This window comes from Roseitranquillus sediminis (genome assembly GCF_016918935.1).
GTDB classification, from domain to species: domain Bacteria; phylum Pseudomonadota; class Alphaproteobacteria; order Rhodobacterales; family Rhodobacteraceae; genus Roseitranquillus; species Roseitranquillus sediminis.
On the sequence record NZ_JAFFOB010000007.1, the window covers coordinates 262200 to 278584 of the forward strand.

Consider the following 16385-nt stretch of genomic DNA (forward strand, 5'->3'; position numbering starts at 1 on the left):
GATTAAGCATGACGATCTTATGTCATATGCGAATCGGGCGGACTCGGTTAATGATCTGTTAAGAAGCACATTTGTTGGATTCTGTTCATGCGTATTCTGGTTTGTGCGTTCGCGCTCGTCGCAGCCTCTATCGGCGCGACCAGTGTTCATTCAGCCACCATGACCTACTCCTTCATCAGCGAGCGTCTTGCCCTCGTCGACGAGGACACGTCCGACCCTTGGGCGAACGAATGGGTCGGCCATGTCCGTGCCCGCTTCAGCGTTTCGGAGCAGGGTTTCGGGCGCAGCCTGCGGGACGCGAGCTTCAGCCGGACGATCGAATGGTATGACGACAATCACTGGCGCAGCTACGGCTCCGGCGGCCTCGTCGACATGAGCGTGTCGCTCGTCGGCAATGACGACTGGCTGCGGGTCTATCCGTGGCGGCCGCGGGTCTGGACCGAACTGTCGTTCACGACCGACGCGTTCTCGAACCTGCTGTCGGTCTTCCTCGATACCCTCGAGGACTCGCCGGACGTCATGATCGGGATGAACGGCGTCTCGCTCCGCATCGGCGAAGCCTGGTACGAGGGGGCGGGCATCTGGACGACCAGCGGCAACGCCGGGGCCCAGACGGCCGGCGTCGACATCCTGCCGACGCCGCTGCCCGCCACGCTGCCGCTGCTGGCCGGCGCGCTGGCGGGGCTGGGCTGGCTGCGGCATCGCCGAGTCGCGCGAAGTGCGGCTACGGTCGTAGCTTGAACGCGCGGCAATAGCCGATACAGTCTTGGCGATGTTCTTCAGAGGTAAATAAATGAACCAGTGTATTCTGATACTCAGTGTGGCGGCGTCTGTCGTATTCGGTGCTGCGGCACAAGGAGCTGTAATTAGTTATAGCTTTGTCAGCGACCATGTTGTGCAAACCGAAGGCGATATCGAATGGAATGGTCGCGTTGTCGCGGGGTTTACCGTCGATGAAGCAATCTATGGCGGCAGTTTTCGCTCGACCTCATTCTGGTACAACATTGGCGGTCCCTATGCCTACAGGTACGAGTATGAGTACGCTGGCGATGGTGGCGTAACCAGCATGAATATGGGCTTTACTGATCTTCCATATGATGCCGGTGACAGCTGGTCCTGGTTCTCCACCTCCGAGCCGCGCATTGAGACGCATCTATCTTTCTCTACGAGTGAAGACTACAACCTTGATTACATCAGCTTCTATTTCGAGGACAATTTCCCTACGATCGAAATCAATAGTGATAGCGTCCTTGTGAGGATGTCCAGTGAGGATGTCTACACTGCCGCCGGAAGCTGGAGGCTCGATAAGATCACCGGCGGCGAGTGGAATCCCGGCGACTCCGCAATTATACCGCTGCCCGCCACGCTGCCGCTGCTGGCGGGCGCGCTGGCGGGGCTGGGCTGGCTGCGGCGGAGAGGGCGTCGCGCGAGCGCTTGACCTCCGCCGCGGGGTGGCGGCATCAGTCGCCGGTGGCACGTCGAGAGAAAATGCAGGGAAGGCCCGCACCGCGGGCCTTTCGTCCGTTGAGGGCCCTGGGCTGGGCGCTCCTCGGCCTTGCGGCGCTGGCGTTCGTGCTGGTGCTCCTCTTCGCCGTGGTGGCGCCGCCCGTCACGCCGACGATGCTGGCCGAGCGGTCGCGGCTGGGCGGGATCCGTCACGAGTGGGTGCCGATCGAGGACGTGGCGCCGGTGATGGCGCGGGCGGTGGTCGCGGCGGAAGACGCGAACTACTGCCTGCACTGGGGCTTCGACATGGCGGCGATCCGGCTGGCGATCGCCGAGGGCGGACAGCGCGGCGCCTCGACGCTGAGCCAGCAGACGGTCAAGAACGTCTTCCTCTGGCAGGGCCGGTCGTGGCCGCGCAAGGCGCTGGAGGCGCTCCTGACGCCGCTGGCCGAGTCGGTCTGGTCGAAGCGGCGGATCCTCGAGGTCTACCTCAACGTGGCCGAGATGGGGCCCGGCGTCTTTGGCGTCGAGGCGGCGGCGCGGCACTGGTTCGGCGTCGGCGCGGGCGACCTGACGCCGGCACAGGCGGCGCGGATCGCGGCGATCCTGCCGGCGCCGCGCGACCGCTCGCCGGCCGAGCCGTCGGGCTTCGTGCGGCAGAGGGCGGCGGCGATAATGGACGGGGCGGAAACGATCCGCCGGGACGGCCGCGCCGCCTGTTTCCAAGGTTGAACAATCCGGCCGGACGCGCCAAGGAATGGCGGATGGTCCGGCTCTATCACGTCCCGCTCTCGCCCTTCTGCCGCAAGGTCCGTCTCTGCCTCGCGGAGAAGCGGATCGAGGTCGATCTGGTAGAGGAGCGCTACTGGGAGCGCGACCCGGACTTCATGCGCCGCAGCCCCGCCGGCAAGGTGCCCGTCCTCAAGATGGACGACCGCACCATGACCGAGAGCGCGGCGATCTGCGAGTATGTGGAGGAGGTGCATCCGACACCGCCACTGATCCCGCAGGACCCCGGCGGGCGCTACGAGGTGCGGCGGCTGGTCTCGTTCTTCGACGACACGTTCCACCAGCAGGTTACGGCCAAGCTGCTCTACGAGCGGGTCAACAAGAAGATCACCGGGCAAGGCTATCCCGACTCGGGCAACGTCAAGTCGGGGGCGCGCGCCATCAAGCACTACCTCGACCTGATGGAGGCGCTGCTCGACGACCGGCGCTGGCTTGCGGGCGACGCGATGACCCTGGCCGACTTCGCGGCGGCAGCGCACCTCTCCGCCCTCGACTACATCAGCGACGTGGACTGGGACCGGGTGTCGAATGTCCGCGACTGGTATGCCAAGATCAAGTCGCGCCCGGCCTTCCGCGGGCTCCTGGCGGACAACGTCCCGGGCTTTCCCCCGCCCCCGCACTACGCCGACCTGGATTTCTGAGGCGGCTTGCGCCGGCGGGGGCCATTTACCTCCGTGCTGACGGACACAGGCTGTTGCGGTTCGAGTCGCGGCGATCTCACGCGGCGAGCTTTCTTGAGCCCTGAGTGCGGATGGAAACTGTCGTGATCGGTGACCCGTCCGCCGACGTGGTCGAGGACAGCAGCTGAGGGGGTGTTAAAGGAGCCAGATCAGCGATCTTCTCGATCCCGCTCGGGCGCGCTGCCCTTTGGGAGCAGGTGCAGTAGCGCGATGCCCGTCCGGGGCGCTGTCTATGCTCGCGTCGCTGTCCGCTGTCGATTTGGGGGTCGACTTCCAGCAGCGCGTTGTTGTCGCGGCGACCTGCTCCTTCGGCCATCGTTGAACCCGGTTCGGTCCAGGTCGCAGCTCGAATCTCTATCGAAGGCCGGCGATGGCCGCCCGCTGCGCTACGCCCATGGCCTCGCGCACGGCCTTCTAAACCGCCCAACGGCCACAGCTGCTGTCCTGAGGATGTGGACGCTCCACCAGATCCCGGCGGTCATCCACACGCCGCGCTCCGCGTCGCCCACGGGCAAAGGGACTCGATCCGTCTCCATTCCTAATCGCTTAGCCGGAACAGGCGCCGACCCATGATCCACCTCCTCGTCCAAGGTTGTGCATCACGCTTCAGCTAGCAGCGGAATTCTCTGGTTGGGTCTACGCCCTAGAGCAGCCGCCGCAGGACCGCGTTGAGCAGGGGCCGCCCCGAAGACGTCAGCCTCAGGCGCCCTGCATCCGCCTCCACGAAGCCGGCCTCGACCAGTTCGTCGAGAGCCTGAGTGTCCAGCCGGTGCGCGTCTGCGGCCAACGCGATTCCTTCGTGCAGGCGCAGTCCCATCATCAGGCGCTCCTGCCACTGCGCAGCCTCGTCCAGCCGCTCTCGCGGCAGTTCACCGGCTGATCCTGTTTCCACCTGACGCAGCCAGCTTGCCGGATCGCGGGGCGCCTCGCTGCAAAGTCGCATGCCGTTCAGCGTCAGGCGTCCGTGCGCGCCCGGCCCGATCCCGGCATAGTCGCCACTCCTCCAGTAGATCAGGTTGTGGCGCGACTTGTGGCCGGGTCGCGAATGATTGGAGACTTCGTAGGCCGGCAGACCTGCGGCGTCGCATAGATCCTGTGTGAGCAGGTAGAGGTCCGCTCCGAGATCCTCGTCCGGCAGCCCGCGCAGCAGCCCGCGTTGCAGCCGGTCGCCGAAGGCCGTGCCGCTCTCGATCGTCAGCTGGTAGAGCGACAGATGCCCCTCCGCCATTGCCAGCGCCTCGGTCAGTTCCGTGCGCCAGTCCTCCAGCGTCTGATCCTGGCGCGCGTAGATCAGATCGAAGCTCACGCGGTCAAAGGCACTGCGCGCCGTCTCCAGCGCAGACTTTGCTGTCGCGACATCATGCAGTCGGCCGAGGCGGCGCAGATCGGCGTCGTTCAGCGCCTGCACTCCCAGCGATACCCGGTCCACGCCGGCTTCCCGATAGGCGCGAAATCGGCCCGCCTCCACCGATGTCGGATTGGCCTCAAGCGTGATCTCGATATCGTTCGCCCACGCCCAGCTTCCACGCGCCGCGTCCAGCACCGCCGCAACCGTCTCGGGGTCCATCAGGCTCGGAGTTCCGCCGCCGAAGAAAATCGAGCCGAGCACCCGACCCTGCGTCTCGGCACCGATCCGGCGGATCTCCGCGGTATAGGCGTCGGCCCAGCGGCGCTGGTCCACACCGTGGGCGACGTGGCTGTTGAAGTCGCAGTAGGGGCACTTCGCCTGGCAGAACGGCCAGTGGACATAGAGCCCGAAGCCGTTCTCCCGCCAGTTCTCAGAGGCGGCGGACGAGGTGCTCGAAGGCGCGGGCGCGGTGATCGATGGCATGTTTCTCTTCCGGGCTCATCTCGGCAAAGGTCCTGTCATCGCCGTCGGGTACGAAGATCGGGTCGAAACCGAACCCGTTCTCGCCGCGCATCGGCCAGACGACCCGCCCTTCGACGGCTCCCTCGAATATCTCGTCGGTGCCGTCGGGCCATGCAAGGCAGAGCGTGCAGCGGAAGCGCGCCCGCCACGGCTCGGGCTGGCTCTTGACGAGGTCGTGAACTCTCCGCATCGCCATCGGGAAGTCGCGGCCGGCAGGCGTCTCCGCCCAGTCCGCGGTGCGCACTCCCGGCGCGCCGTCCAGCGCGTCGACCTCGAGGCCGCTGTCGTCGGACAGTGCCGGAAGGCCGCTCGCCCGCGCTGCGGCATGCGCCTTGATCCGCGCGTTGCCGGCGAAGCTGTCCTCAGTCTCCTCCGGCTCGGCAAGCGAGAGCGCCGGCGCCGTCACCACTTCGATGCCACAGGGCGCCAGGAGATCGCGTAGCTCTCGGATCTTGCCCGGGTTCTGCGTCGCGAGGACCAGCTTCTCCGGCCGTCTCACGCGACCGCTTCCCGTTGCGCCTCCACGAGGCGCGCGACACCCGCTCCCGCAAGATCCAGCAGCTGGTCGAGCTCGCCGCGCGCGAAGGTCGCGCCTTCGGCCGACATCTGGACCTCGATCAGGCGGCCTGCGCCGGTCAACACGAAGTTCCCGTCGACACCGGCCTCGCTGTCCTCCGGATAGTCGAGGTCGACGACCGGTTGGCCCGCATAGACGCCGCAGCTCACTGCCGCCACGTGGTCCACAATCGGGTCCGAGATGATCTCGCCCGCCTTCATCAGCTTGTTGACCGCCAGCCGCAGCGCGACCCAGCCGCCGGTGATCGAGGCGCAGCGCGTTCCGCCGTCCGCCTGGATCACGTCGCAATCGACCACGATCTGCCGCTCACCCAGCGCCACCCGATCGATGCCCGCCCGCAGGCTCCGCCCGATCAGGCGCTGGATCTCCTGCGTGCGGCCGGACTGCCCGTTCTTGGCCTCGCGCCGCATGCGGGTGTGCGTCGCGCGCGGCAGCATTCCATACTCCGCCGTCACCCAGCCAAGACCCGAGTTGCGCAGGAACGGCGGCACCCGTTCGTCCACGCTCGCCGTGCAGAGCACGTGCGTGTCGCCGCAGCGAATCAGGCACGACCCCTCTGCATGGCGCGCCACGCCCGTCTCGATCGTCACGGGGCGCATTTCTTCGAGCTTGCGTCCGGATGGGCGCATGAGTGACCTGCCTTTCCTTGGGAACGCCGCCCCAAACCACGGTCCCCGCCGCAAGGCAACCCTCATTGACGCGGTCCGCCGCCTCCGGCTAATGACATGCGCTTGCGAGTTCGCCGATGACCGAGACCACCGACCTCCTGTCCCAGATGAACGACCGCACGCGCGAGGTGTTTCGCCGCGTGGTCGAGGGCTATCTGCAAAGCGGGGAGCCGGTGGGCAGCCGCACGCTGACCCGCTCGATGACCGAGCGCGTCAGCGCCGCCACGATCCGAAACGTCATGCAGGATCTCGAGCTCCTCGGCCTGCTGGACAGCCCGCACGTCTCTGCCGGACGGGTGCCGACGCAGCTTGGGCTGCGGATGTTCGTCGACGGCCTGCTCGAGGTCGGCCCGCTGACGGATGAAGATCGCGCCAAGATCGACGCGACGCTCGGGCGGAACGACGCCGAAGTCTCGATGTTCGACCGCGTCGGCACCGCGCTCTCGGGCTTGACGCAGGGCGCGAGCCTAGTGCTGGCGCCGAAGCACGAGGCGCCGATCCGGCATATCGAGTTCGTGAGCCTCGGGCAGGACCGCGCCCTGACGGTACTGGTCTTTGCCGACGGCAACGTGGAGAACCGCGTCTTCACGCCGCCGCCCGGCCAGACACCTTCGTCGATGCGCGAGGCGGCGAATTTTCTCAACGCCATCGCCGGCGGACGCACGCTGGCCGAGCTGCGCGGTGTCATCGACCAGGAGATCGCGGCACGGCGGCGCGAACTCGATGTGCTCGCCAGCGCGCTCGTCGAGAGCGGCGTCGCGGTTTGGCAGGGCGAGGGCGGCCAGACCGAACGCCTGATCGTGCGCGGCCGCTCCAACCTCCTGGGAGGCACCAACGCCGAGGACCTGGAGCGCATCCGCGAGCTCTTCGACGACCTGGAGCGCAAGCGCGACATCGCGGACTTCCTTGAGCTGGCCGAGGAGGGCGACGGCGTGCGCATCTTCATCGGCTCGGAAAACAAGCTTTTCTCGCTTTCGGGTTCCTCTCTCGTCGTCTCTCCTTATATGAACGCGGATCGCAGGATCGTCGGGGCCGTAGGCGTGATCGGGCCCACGCGACTGAACTACGGGCGCATCGTGCCCATCGTCGACTACACGGCCCAGCTGGTCGGCAAGCTGCTGTCAAACCGGCAATGAACAGGTGAATTGATGAACGACGCGAAGAAGAAGACGGAGGACATCGAGCTGGACGAGAGGGCGGAGACGCCTGAAGCCGGGTCCGCCGCGGAGCCGACGCTCGAGGAGGCCGCCTTCGACGAGGCGCCTGCGCTCGACGAGCTGGAGCATCTGCGGAGCGAGCGGGATGCCTACCGCGACCGCTTCATGCGGGCGCTCGCGGACGCCGAGAACGCCCGCAAGCGCGGCGAGCGCGACCGGCGCGAGGCGGAACAATATGGCGGCTCAAAGCTCGCACGCGACATGCTTCCGGTGCACGACAACCTCCGGCGCGCCGTCGAGGCGGTCACCGAGGACCAGCGCGCCGCCTCCGCCGCGCTCATCGAGGGGATCGAGCTGACGATGCGCGAACTCCTCAACGTCTTCCGCAAGCACGGTATCGAGCCGATCGAGCCGCAGGCGGGTGAAAGGTTCGACCCGCAGCGCCACCAGGCGATGTTCGAGGCCCCGGTGCCGGACACCCGCGCGGGCGACATCATTCAGGTGATGAGCACCGGTTTCATGCTGCATGACCGGCTGCTGCGTCCCGCGCAGGTCGGCGTCAGCTCCACGCCCTCCGGCAGTTCGTCCTCCAAGTAGGCGTCAGCGGCCCAGCGACGCCTTGAGTTCGTAGACGAGGCTCAGCGCCTCGCGCGGCGACAATTCGTCAGGCGCGATCTCGCTGAGTCTCGCCTCCACCGCCGACGGCGCCGTGGGCGGCAGGGCAGGCCGCGCCGAGAAGAGCGGGAGGTCATCGATTACCGGCCCTCCCCGGTCCCGCTCCGATGCCTCGAGCTGGTCGAGCACCGCCCGCGCGCGCTCGACCACGGCGTCGGGCAGACCGGCCAGTCGGGCGACATGCACGCCGTAGGATCCGTCGGCCGCGCCCGGCCGCACTTCGTGCAGGAAGACCACCGCGCCGTTCCACTCGCGCACCGCAACGGTCGCGTTGGCGACGCCCGGCAACGTGTCCGCCAGCCGCGTCAGCTCGTGATAGTGCGTGGCGAAGAGGGCGCGGCAGCGATTCACCTCGTGCAAATGCTCCAGTGTCGCCCAGGCGATGCTCAGCCCGTCATAGGTCGAGGTGCCGCGCCCGATCTCGTCGAGGATCACCAGCGCGCGCGCGTCCGCCTGGTTCAGGATCGCCGCCGTCTCGACCATCTCGACCATGAAGGTCGAGCGCCCGCGGGCGAGATCATCGGCCGCGCCTACCCGGCTGAAGAGCTGACTGACGAGTCCCAGGTGGGCCAGGCGCGCGGGCACGTGGCTGCCCATCTGCGCGAGGACCACGATCAGCGCGTTCTGCCGCAGGAACGTGGACTTGCCGGCCATGTTCGGCCCGGTCAGCAGCCGGATCGCCGCACCCCCCTCGGCCGTCAGGTCGCAGTCGTTCGCGACGAAGCTGCCGCCCTGCCGCCGCAGCGCCCGCTCGACCGCCGGATGACGGCCGCCCTCGACGCGGAAGGCGCGGCTTTCGTCGATGCGCGGACGCGTCCAGTCCTCCGAGACCGCCAGCTCCGCCAGACCGGCCGCCACGTCCAGCTCGGCCAGAGCACGCGCGGCTGTCCCGATCGCCGCCGCCTCCTCCACGCACGCCTGCCGCAAGTCGTCGAAGATGCGTCGCTCCATCTCCAGGGCGCGATTTCCGGCATTGAGGATCCGGGCCTCCAGCTCCGACAGCTCCGTCGTGGTGAATCGCACCGCGCTCGCCGTGGTCTGGCGGTGGATGTACCGGTCGTCCGAGCGCAGCTTTGCCTCGTGGCTCGTGCCGACCTCGACAAAGTAGCCCAGCACGTTGTTGTGCTTGACCTTCAGCGAGCCGACGCCGGTCGTCGCCGAAAACTCTGCCTGCATCCGCGCGATCACGCCGCGGCCCTCGTCCCTGAGCGTACGAGCCTCGTCGAGCTCCGGCTCAACGCCCGCGGCGACGAACCCTCCGTCCGCCAGCCTGATTGGCGGCTCGGCCACCAGCGCCGACTCCAGTCTTGCAATCAGATCCGGCGCGCCCTCGAGATCCGAGCGCGTCTCCTTCAGGAGCGGGGGAAGGTCCTCGGGCAGCAGCGCCGCAATCGATTGTGCCCCTGCCAGACCGTCACGCAGCGCGGCAAGGTCCCGTGGCCCTGCCCTGTCGAGCGCCAGCCGCGAAAGGGCGCGGTCCATGTCCGGCACATGCCGGAGCGCGGCGCGCAGGTCCGCGGTCAACCGGGCGTCACCGGCGAATGCATCGACGGCATCTTGGCGCGCCCGGATCAGCGCCAGGTCGCAGGAGGGGCTCGAAAGCCGTCGCTCGAGCAGGCGCGCGCCCGCGGCCGTCACCGTGCGGTCGATGCACGCCAGGAGGCCGCCCTCGCGCTCGCCCGAGATGGAGCGCACCAGTTCCAGGCTGCGCCGGGTCGAGGCGTCGATCTGCATCGTCCGCCCCGCCGTCTCGCGCACCGGAGGGCGCAGCAGCGGCAGCCGGCCGCGCTGCGTCAGCTCCAGATAGGCCACGAGAGAACCCATCGCCGACACCTCCGCCCGCTGGAAGGCGCCGAAGGAGTCGAGCGTGCTTACCCGCCAGAGCTCGCAGAGACGCGCCGCCGCTCCGATGCTGTCGAACGACGCGCGCGGCATTGGCGTGCATGCCGCGCCGGTATCCTCGACGAGAGACCGCAGGCTTTCGGCCGCGGACTCGCCGACCAGCACCTCGGCCGGCGCAAGCCGCGCCAACTCGGGCGCGAGCCGCACCGGGGCACAGGCCAGGACCCGCAACTCGCCGGTGGAAACGTCCGTCCAGGCCAGCGCTCCCTCGCCCCGCACCTCGGCCCACGCCGCCAGGAAATTGTGGCGCCGCGCCTCGAGCAGCCCGTCCTCGGTCAGCGTGCCCGGCGTGACCACCCGCACGACTTCACGCCGCACGACCGACTTCGAGCCGCGCCTGCGCGCCTCTGCCGGGTCCTCCATCTGCTCGCAGACCGCGACCCGGAATCCCTTGCGTATCAGCTGTGCGAGATAGCTCTCGGCGGCATGGACGGGCACGCCGCACATCGGGATCGGCTCGCCGGCGTGCGTGCCTCGCTTCGTCAGCGCGATGTCCAGCGCTTCCGCCGCGGCGACGGCGTCGTCGAAGAACATCTCGTAGAAGTCGCCCATCCGGTAGAACAGCAGCGCATCCCCGTGCGCCGCCTTGATTTCCAGGTACTGCACCATCATCGGCGTGGCGGCGGCGGTCACGGTGTCGGACTTCCCTCGGCTGGCCTTGGCCGCCGGACCTTACCGATCCCGCAGGGCAGACGAAAGCCGCCGCCGCTTGTCTACGGCCGGCCCGGCTGGCAGAAACTCGGGATGGATCTTGGGAGTCGCGACGACACGAGACTGGCGAACAACGAGGCGTGGTATCTCGTCCTCGCCGGCGAGACACCCATCGCCAGGGGCGGCGAGAGCGAGGTCTACGAGCGGCCGGGCAAGCCGAGCCAGCTGGTGAAGGTGCAGCGCTCCTACCGGCTCGAGCGGATGATGCAGCCGACGCGCCTCAAGGACCGGCTCAAGATGCTGACGCCGTCGGGTCCCTACAAGAACATCGTGCGCGAGTATCGCGCGTACCTCGAGGCGACGATGCTGGGCATTCAGCTCGGCCGTCCGCCGCCGCTTGCGCATCTGCGGGGCCTGATCGCCACCGACCGCGGGATGGGTCAGCTGGTGCAGAAGCTGCGCGCGGCGGATGGGTCCGTCGCGCCCACACTCAAGCAGCTGGCCCGGCGGCGCGAGATCGACGACCAGGTCCTCGCGGCGCTGAATGAGTTCGTGGGCGAAATCTACGTCTTCAACATCGTCGCGACCGATCTGCGGTGGAAGAATCTCGTCTACGAGACCCGCCGCGGGCGCAGTCGCGTCGTGATGATCGACGGTTTCGGCGTGCGTACCTTCATCCCGGTCCGCCGCTGGTTCCGCCGGCTGAACGCACGCAAGCTCGACGACCTCTTCGTCGGCCTCGGCAATCAGCTCGACCTTCACTTCGACCGGAAGCTGCGGACTTTCCGCCGGTAGGCCACCGCCGACTGGCGTGCTCCCTCCGCATTTGGCATCAAGTCGAAAAGGGGAGGAAGCAATGGCCGGCAGCAAGATCACGCGCGAGGACGCGCTGGCGTTCCACATGGAGCCCACGCCGGGCAAGTTCGAGGTCGGTGCGACGGTGCCGATGGCAACGCAGCACGATCTCAGCCTTGCCTACTCGCCGGGCGTCGCAATTCCGTGCGAGGAGATCGCCGCGTCGCCCGGCACCGCCTACGACTACACCAACAAGGGCAACCTCGTCGCCGTCATCTCGAACGGCACCGCCGTTCTGGGCCTCGGCAATCTTGGCGCCTTGGCATCGAAGCCGGTGATGGAGGGCAAGGCGGTGCTGTTCAAACGCTTCGCCGACGTGAACTCGATCGACATCGAGCTCGACACAGAGGACCCCGAGGCCTTCATCGACGCGGTGCGGATCATGGGACCCACCTTCGGCGGCATCAACCTGGAGGACATCAAGGCACCCGACTGCTTCATCATCGAGGACCGGCTGAAGGAGGTCATGGACATACCCGTGTTCCATGACGACCAGCATGGCACGGCGGTGATCTGCGCCGCGGGACTCATCAACGCGCTCCACATCAGCGGCAAGCGGCTGGAGGACGTCCGCATCGTGCTGAACGGCGCCGGCGCCGCGGGAATCGCCTGCATCGAGCTGCTGAAGTCGATGGGCGCGCGGCACGACCACTGCATCGTCTGCGACACCAAGGGCGTCATCTATCAGGGCCGCACCGAGGGGATGAACCAGTGGAAGTCCGCCCACGCGATCGCCACCGAACTGCGCACGCTGGAGGAGGCGATGCGCGGCGCCGACGTCTTCATCGGCGTCAGCGTCAAGGGCGCGGTCACGCCGGCGATGGTCGAGAGCATGGCGGACAACCCCGTCATATTCGCGATGGCGAACCCGGATCCCGAGATCACGCCGGAGGAGGCGCGGGCGATCCGGTCCGACGCCATCGTCGCCACCGGCCGGTCGGATTACCCGAACCAGGTCAACAACGTCCTCGGCTTCCCCTACCTCTTCCGCGGCGCGCTCGACATCCATGCGCGTGCTATCAACGACCCGATGAAGATCGCCTGCGCCGAGGCGCTGGCGGCGCTGGCGCGGGAGGACGTGCCGGACGAGGTCGCGATCGCCTACAATCGCAAGCTTACCTTCGGGCGGGAGTACATCCTGCCGACGCCGTTCGACCCGCGTCTGATCCACCGGGTTCCGCCGGCGGTGGCGCGCGCCGGGATGGACACCGGCGCGGCGCGCCGGCCGATCGTCGACATGGACGCCTACGAGGTGGCGCTCAAGGCGCGCATGGACCCTACGGCGAACATCCTCCAGGGCATCAACGCCCGCGCCCGCAAGGCGCAGGCACAGGTCATTTTCGCCGAGGGTGACGATCCCCGCGTGCTGAAGGCGGCGGTTCAGTACCAGCGCTCCGGCTTCGGCAAGGCGCTGGTTGTGGGGCGGGAGCAGGACGTTCGCGAGAAGCTCGCGGCCGAGGGCTTGCCCGAAGCTTGGACGGAGCTCGAGATCATCAACGCGGCGAACACCTCCCACCTCGACGAATACAAGGCCTTTCTCTACCGGCGTTTGCAGCGCAAGGGGTTCGACGCGCAGGACGTGCATCGGCTGGCGGCCCGCGATCGGCATGTCTTCGCGGCGCTGATGCTGGCGCACGGCCATGGCGACGCGCTGGTCACGGGTGCCACGCGAAAGTCGGCGCACGTGCTGGAGCTCATCAACCACGTCTTCGATGCCAGTGCCGAGGACGGCGCCGTCGGCATCACAGCATTGATCCGCGGCGGTCGCATCATCCTCCTGGGCGACACCCTGGTGAACGAATGGCCCGACGAGCACGACCTCGCCGACATTGCCGAGAGCGGCGCGGCGGTGGCGCGGGCGCTGGGGCTCGAGCCTCGGGTCGCCTTCGTCAGCTTCTCCACATTCGGCTATCCGGTCAGCGAGCGAGCGCACAAGATGCACCTCGCACCCAAGGTGCTCGACCAACGTGGCGCCGAATTCGAGTACGAGGGCGAAATGACCGTGGACGTGGCGCTTAACGCGCGGGCGGCGGCGCACTATCCGTTCAGCCGGCTGACGGGTCCGGCGAACGTCCTCGTCGTGCCGGCGCGGCATTCTGCCTCGATCAGCGTCAAGCTGATGCAGGAAATGGCCGGTGCGACCGTGATCGGCCCGATCCTGACCGGGGTCGGCAAGCCGATCCAGCTCTGCTCCGCCGTCTCGACCGCGACCGACATCCTGACGATGGCGCTGCTCGCTGCCTGCAACGTGGGCGACGCATGACGGTCTGGAACTTCGGGTCGATCAACATCGACCACTTCTACGCGGTGCCGCATCTGCCGGGGCCGGGGGAGACGATTGCCGCCACGGCGCACTCCATCGGCCTCGGGGGCAAGGGCGCGAACCAGTCTGTTGCGGCGGCACGGGCCGGTGCATCCGTGCGGCACATCGGCTGCGTCGGCCGCGACGGCCTCTGGGCACGCGAGCGGATGCGCGGGTTCGGCGTGAACGTCTCTCACGTGGTCGAGGTGGAGGCGCCGACGGGCCACGCGATCATCGAGGTTGCAGAGGACGGCGAGAATGCCATTGTCGTCTTCCCTGGCGCCAATGCCGAGCAGGACCGCGATGCGATCCAAACGGCGCTCTCCTCGGCCGAGAGAGGCGACCTGCTCCTCCTCCAGAACGAGACCACGCTGCAGGCCGAAGCCGCGCAGATCGGCTCGAAAAACGGTCTGCGGGTCGTTTACTCGGCTGCGCCCTTTTCCATCGAGGCGGTCCGCGCGGTCATGGATCATGTGTGGCTGCTGGTGGTGAACGAAATCGAGGGGCACCAGCTCGAATGTGGGCTCGGGCGCGCGCTGCACGAGCTTCCGTCGCGCCACTTGATCGTCACGCGCGGCGCCGCGGGCGCTGAGTGGCTGAGCGACGACGGGCGCACGAGTGTGCCGGCGATGCCGGCCGATGTGGTCGATACCACCGGCGCGGGCGACACCTTCCTCGGCTATGTCGCCGCCTGCCTCGACCGGGGCTGTACACCACACGAGGCACTGACCTCAGGCGCGGCTGCGGCGGCGCTGAAGGTCACGCGCCGCGGCACGTCGGACGCGATTCCCTCGGCAGACGAGGTCGCCGCCTTCGTTCAGGGCAGGAACGGCGCGTCGTCGCCCCAGAGCTGACGGATGCGCTCGTCCCGACCGCATCCCGTGCGATAGCGCTCGTAGGCGACCGACTTGGGTACGGCGAACCCGACCGAGGTGATCGGCAGGCGGTCGTCGCTCTTGTAATAGTCTTGGTGATAATCCTCGGCCTCATAGAAGGCATCGAAGCGGAGGATCGGCGTCACGACCTCCTGTCCCAGCTCTGCCGCAGCCTCGACCTTGGCGGCCTCGGCCGCCTGCCGTTCAGCCTCGCTCTGCACGAAGATGGCGGTGCGGTAGCTGTCGCCACGGTCGCAGAATTGACCACCCCCGTCGGTCGGGTCGACGGAGCGGAAGAAGAGATCCATCAGCTGGGCGTAGCTGACCTGATCGGGGTCATAGCGGATCTCGGCCGCCTCGTAATGCCCGGTGTCGCCCGCGACGACCTGGCGGTAGGTGGGGTTCGGCAGATCGCCGCCGGAATAGCCGGAGATGACTTCGTCCACGCCCTGGACCTTCTCGAAGTCCGCCTCGACGCACCAGAAACAGCCGCCCGCAACATAGGCGGATTCGAGTGGCGCGGCGTGCACTGCGCCCCCGAGCAGCGGGATGGCGAGCAGAACAGGCTTGAGTGCGAGAGCTGGCATGTGGAACCTCCGTTTCGGCCTCACATGATGCCCCGCCGGTCCGCCGGGGCAACTGCTCGCCGCCTGCATGTCACGCAGAGGTGAGCCTTTGTCAGCCGAGCCGGCGGTTCCGCATCGCGATGAGCTTGAGGCGCAACGCGTTCAGTTTGATGAAGCCGGCCGCGTCCTTCTGATCGTAGGCACCGGCATCCTCCTCGAAGGTCACGTGCGCCTCGGAGTAGAGCGAGTGCTCCGACCAGCGGCCGACGGTCCGCGCAAGGCCTTTGTAGAGCTTGAGACGCACGGTGCCGGTGACGTGGCGCTGCGAATGGTCGATTGCCGCCTGCAGCATCTCGCGCTCCGGCGAGAACCAGAAGCCGTTGTAGATGAGCTCGGCGTAGCGGGGCATCAGCTCGTCCTTGAGGTGCGCCTGACCGCGATCGAGGGTGATCTGCTCGAGCCCCCGGTGCGCCTCCAGCAGGAGCGTGCCGCCAGGCGTCTCGTAGATGCCGCGGGACTTCATGCCGACGAAGCGCCCTTCGACCAGATCAAGGCGGCCGATCCCGTGCCGGCCGCCGATCTCGTTGAGCCGGGTCAGCAGCGTGGCGGGCGTCAGCTGCTCGCCGTTCACGCTGACCGCGTCGCCCTGCTCGAAGCCGATCTCGACATGCTCCGGCGTATCCGGCGCATCCTCCGGGTGCTGGGTGCGCTGGTAGACGTAGTCCGGCGCTTCCTCGGCAGGGTCCTCCAGAACCTTCCCTTCCGAGGAGGTGTGCAGTAGGTTCGCGTCCACGCTGAACGGCGCTTCGCCGCGCTTGTCCTTGGCGACCGGGATCTGGTGCTGCTCGGCGAACTCGAGGAGCCGAGTGCGGCTCGTCAGGTCCCACTCGCGCCACGGCGCAATCACCCGGATGTCGGGGTTCAGCGCATAGGCGGAGAGCTCGAACCGGACCTGATCGTTGCCCTTGCCGGTGGCGCCGTGGGCGACGGCGTCGGCGCCGGTCTCGTGGGCGATCTCCACGAGGCGCTTGGAGATCAGCGGCCGGGCGATGGAGGTGCCGAGGAGATAGAGTCCCTCGTAGAGGGCGTTTGCCCGGAACATCGGAAACACGAAGTCGCGCACGAACTCCTCGCGCAGGTCCTCTATGTAGATGTCGCGGACGCCCAGCATCTCGGCCTTCTTGCGCGCAGGCTCGAGCTCCTCGCCCTGGCCTAGGTCGGCGGTAAAGGTCACGACCTCGCAGCCATACTCGGTCTGGAGCCACTTGAGGATGATCGAGGTGTCGAGGCCGCCGGAATAGGCGAGGACGACTTTCTTCGGCGCTGACATGAACTTCTCCGCAGGACGCAACCAGGCGCGGGTCTAGTCGCT

15 protein-coding genes are annotated in these 16385 nt (G+C 67.6%); 9 read left to right on the forward strand and 6 right to left on the reverse strand.

The annotated features are described in order from the left end of the window. Positions 1 to 159: 159 nt before the first annotated feature. From JM664_RS04650 to fzlA, 4 genes are read left to right on the forward strand one after another with little or no spacing between them, the layout of a single operon-like run. Positions 160 to 741: a hypothetical protein gene (locus tag JM664_RS04650; protein ID WP_227418736.1), complete on the forward strand. Its 582-nt coding sequence runs from the start codon at positions 160 to 162 to the stop codon at positions 739 to 741. Between the two features lie 52 nt (positions 742 to 793). Next, positions 794 to 1438 (forward strand): hypothetical protein, encoded by a 645-nt coding sequence (locus tag JM664_RS04655; protein ID WP_227418737.1) that lies wholly within the window; start codon positions 794 to 796, stop codon positions 1436 to 1438. A 50-nt stretch (positions 1439 to 1488) separates the two neighbouring features. Next, positions 1489 to 2178, forward strand: coding sequence for a monofunctional biosynthetic peptidoglycan transglycosylase (gene mtgA / locus JM664_RS04660; RefSeq protein WP_227418738.1), 690 nt, complete (start codon positions 1489 to 1491; stop codon positions 2176 to 2178). A 32-nt stretch (positions 2179 to 2210) separates the two neighbouring features. After that, the gene (gene fzlA / locus JM664_RS04665) at positions 2211 to 2876 is read left to right on the forward strand and encodes an FtsZ-binding protein FzlA (protein ID WP_227418739.1); all 666 of its coding nucleotides are present in this window, start codon (positions 2211 to 2213) and stop codon (positions 2874 to 2876) included. 682 nt (positions 2877 to 3558) lie between these two features. Here fzlA and hemW read toward each other — a convergent pair. Genes hemW through rph form a run of 3 tightly spaced genes read right to left on the reverse strand, consistent with a single transcriptional unit; the run spans position 3559 to position 5991 of the window. Continuing rightward, the gene (gene hemW / locus JM664_RS04670) at positions 3559 to 4746 is read right to left on the reverse strand and encodes a radical SAM family heme chaperone HemW (RefSeq protein ID WP_227418740.1); all 1188 of its coding nucleotides are present in this window, start codon (positions 4744 to 4746) and stop codon (positions 3559 to 3561) included. Next, entirely contained in the window at positions 4694 to 5284 is a 591-nt protein-coding gene (gene rdgB / locus JM664_RS04675; protein ID WP_227418741.1) for an RdgB/HAM1 family non-canonical purine NTP pyrophosphatase, read from the reverse strand. Before rdgB ends, hemW begins: the two co-directional genes overlap by 53 nt. Then, positions 5281 to 5991 carry a ribonuclease PH gene (rph, locus tag JM664_RS04680; RefSeq protein ID WP_227418742.1) on the reverse strand — a complete coding sequence of 237 codons (711 nt, stop codon included), beginning with the start codon at positions 5989 to 5991 and terminating at the stop codon, positions 5281 to 5283. The genes rdgB and rph overlap by 4 nt, the downstream gene beginning before the upstream one ends. Before the next feature lie 116 nt (positions 5992 to 6107). Here rph and hrcA point away from each other — a divergent pair, with 116 nt between their 5' ends. Then, a complete protein-coding gene (gene hrcA, locus JM664_RS04685) occupies positions 6108 to 7166 on the forward strand; it encodes a heat-inducible transcriptional repressor HrcA (protein WP_227418743.1) in 1059 nt (352 codons plus the stop codon). Positions 7167 to 7178: 12 nt separating this feature from the next. Next, a complete protein-coding gene (locus JM664_RS04690; RefSeq protein WP_227418744.1) occupies positions 7179 to 7784 on the forward strand; it encodes a nucleotide exchange factor GrpE in 606 nt (201 codons plus the stop codon). Between the two features lie 3 nt (positions 7785 to 7787). Here the strand turns inward: JM664_RS04690 and mutS are convergent, their stop codons facing one another. Beyond that, on the reverse strand, positions 7788 to 10376 hold the full coding sequence (mutS, locus tag JM664_RS04695; protein ID WP_227418794.1) for a DNA mismatch repair protein MutS: 2589 nt from the start codon (positions 10374 to 10376) through the stop codon (positions 7788 to 7790). 132 nt (positions 10377 to 10508) lie between these two features. Between mutS and JM664_RS04700 the strand changes: the two genes are divergently transcribed. From JM664_RS04700 to JM664_RS04710, 3 genes are all read left to right on the forward strand, one after another. After that, entirely contained in the window at positions 10509 to 11210 is a 702-nt protein-coding gene (locus JM664_RS04700; RefSeq protein ID WP_227418745.1) for a YrbL family protein, read from the forward strand. Between the two features lie 61 nt (positions 11211 to 11271). Further along, on the forward strand, positions 11272 to 13533 hold the full coding sequence (locus tag JM664_RS04705; RefSeq protein WP_227418746.1) for an NADP-dependent malic enzyme: 2262 nt from the start codon (positions 11272 to 11274) through the stop codon (positions 13531 to 13533). Next, complete coding sequence (locus JM664_RS04710) at positions 13530 to 14426, forward strand: ribokinase (protein WP_227418747.1); 897 nt, start codon at positions 13530 to 13532, stop codon at positions 14424 to 14426. Before JM664_RS04705 ends, JM664_RS04710 begins: the two co-directional genes overlap by 4 nt. Here JM664_RS04710 and msrA read toward each other — a convergent pair. Both msrA and JM664_RS04720 read right to left on the reverse strand, forming a co-directional pair. After that, positions 14390 to 15034 (reverse strand): peptide-methionine (S)-S-oxide reductase MsrA, encoded by a 645-nt coding sequence (gene msrA, locus JM664_RS04715; protein ID WP_227418748.1) that lies wholly within the window; start codon positions 15032 to 15034, stop codon positions 14390 to 14392. The genes JM664_RS04710 and msrA overlap by 37 nt on opposite strands. A 91-nt stretch (positions 15035 to 15125) precedes the next feature. Continuing rightward, entirely contained in the window at positions 15126 to 16343 is a 1218-nt protein-coding gene (locus JM664_RS04720; protein WP_227418749.1) for an argininosuccinate synthase, read from the reverse strand. Positions 16344 to 16385: the final 42 nt, after the last annotated feature.

Coding starts and splice junctions, on each gene's coding strand:
- mutS (WP_227418794.1), bottom strand. CDS start 10,376: ATGATGGTGCAGTACCTGGAAATCAAGGCGGCGCACGGGGATGCGCTG.
- fzlA (WP_227418739.1), top strand. CDS start 2,211: ATGGTCCGGCTCTATCACGTCCCGCTCTCGCCCTTCTGCCGCAAGGTC.
- rph (WP_227418742.1), bottom strand. CDS start 5,991: ATGCGCCCATCCGGACGCAAGCTCGAAGAAATGCGCCCCGTGACGATC.
- JM664_RS04650 (WP_227418736.1), top strand. CDS start 160: ATGACCTACTCCTTCATCAGCGAGCGTCTTGCCCTCGTCGACGAGGAC.
- JM664_RS04690 (WP_227418744.1), top strand. CDS start 7,179: ATGAACGACGCGAAGAAGAAGACGGAGGACATCGAGCTGGACGAGAGG.
- msrA (WP_227418748.1), bottom strand. CDS start 15,034: ATGCCAGCTCTCGCACTCAAGCCTGTTCTGCTCGCCATCCCGCTGCTC.
- JM664_RS04700 (WP_227418745.1), top strand. CDS start 10,509: ATGGATCTTGGGAGTCGCGACGACACGAGACTGGCGAACAACGAGGCG.
- JM664_RS04710 (WP_227418747.1), top strand. CDS start 13,530: ATGACGGTCTGGAACTTCGGGTCGATCAACATCGACCACTTCTACGCG.
- JM664_RS04655 (WP_227418737.1), top strand. CDS start 794: ATGAACCAGTGTATTCTGATACTCAGTGTGGCGGCGTCTGTCGTATTC.
- hemW (WP_227418740.1), bottom strand. CDS start 4,746: ATGCCATCGATCACCGCGCCCGCGCCTTCGAGCACCTCGTCCGCCGCC.
- hrcA (WP_227418743.1), top strand. CDS start 6,108: ATGACCGAGACCACCGACCTCCTGTCCCAGATGAACGACCGCACGCGC.
- JM664_RS04720 (WP_227418749.1), bottom strand. CDS start 16,343: ATGTCAGCGCCGAAGAAAGTCGTCCTCGCCTATTCCGGCGGCCTCGAC.
- JM664_RS04705 (WP_227418746.1), top strand. CDS start 11,272: ATGGCCGGCAGCAAGATCACGCGCGAGGACGCGCTGGCGTTCCACATG.
- mtgA (WP_227418738.1), top strand. CDS start 1,489: ATGCAGGGAAGGCCCGCACCGCGGGCCTTTCGTCCGTTGAGGGCCCTG.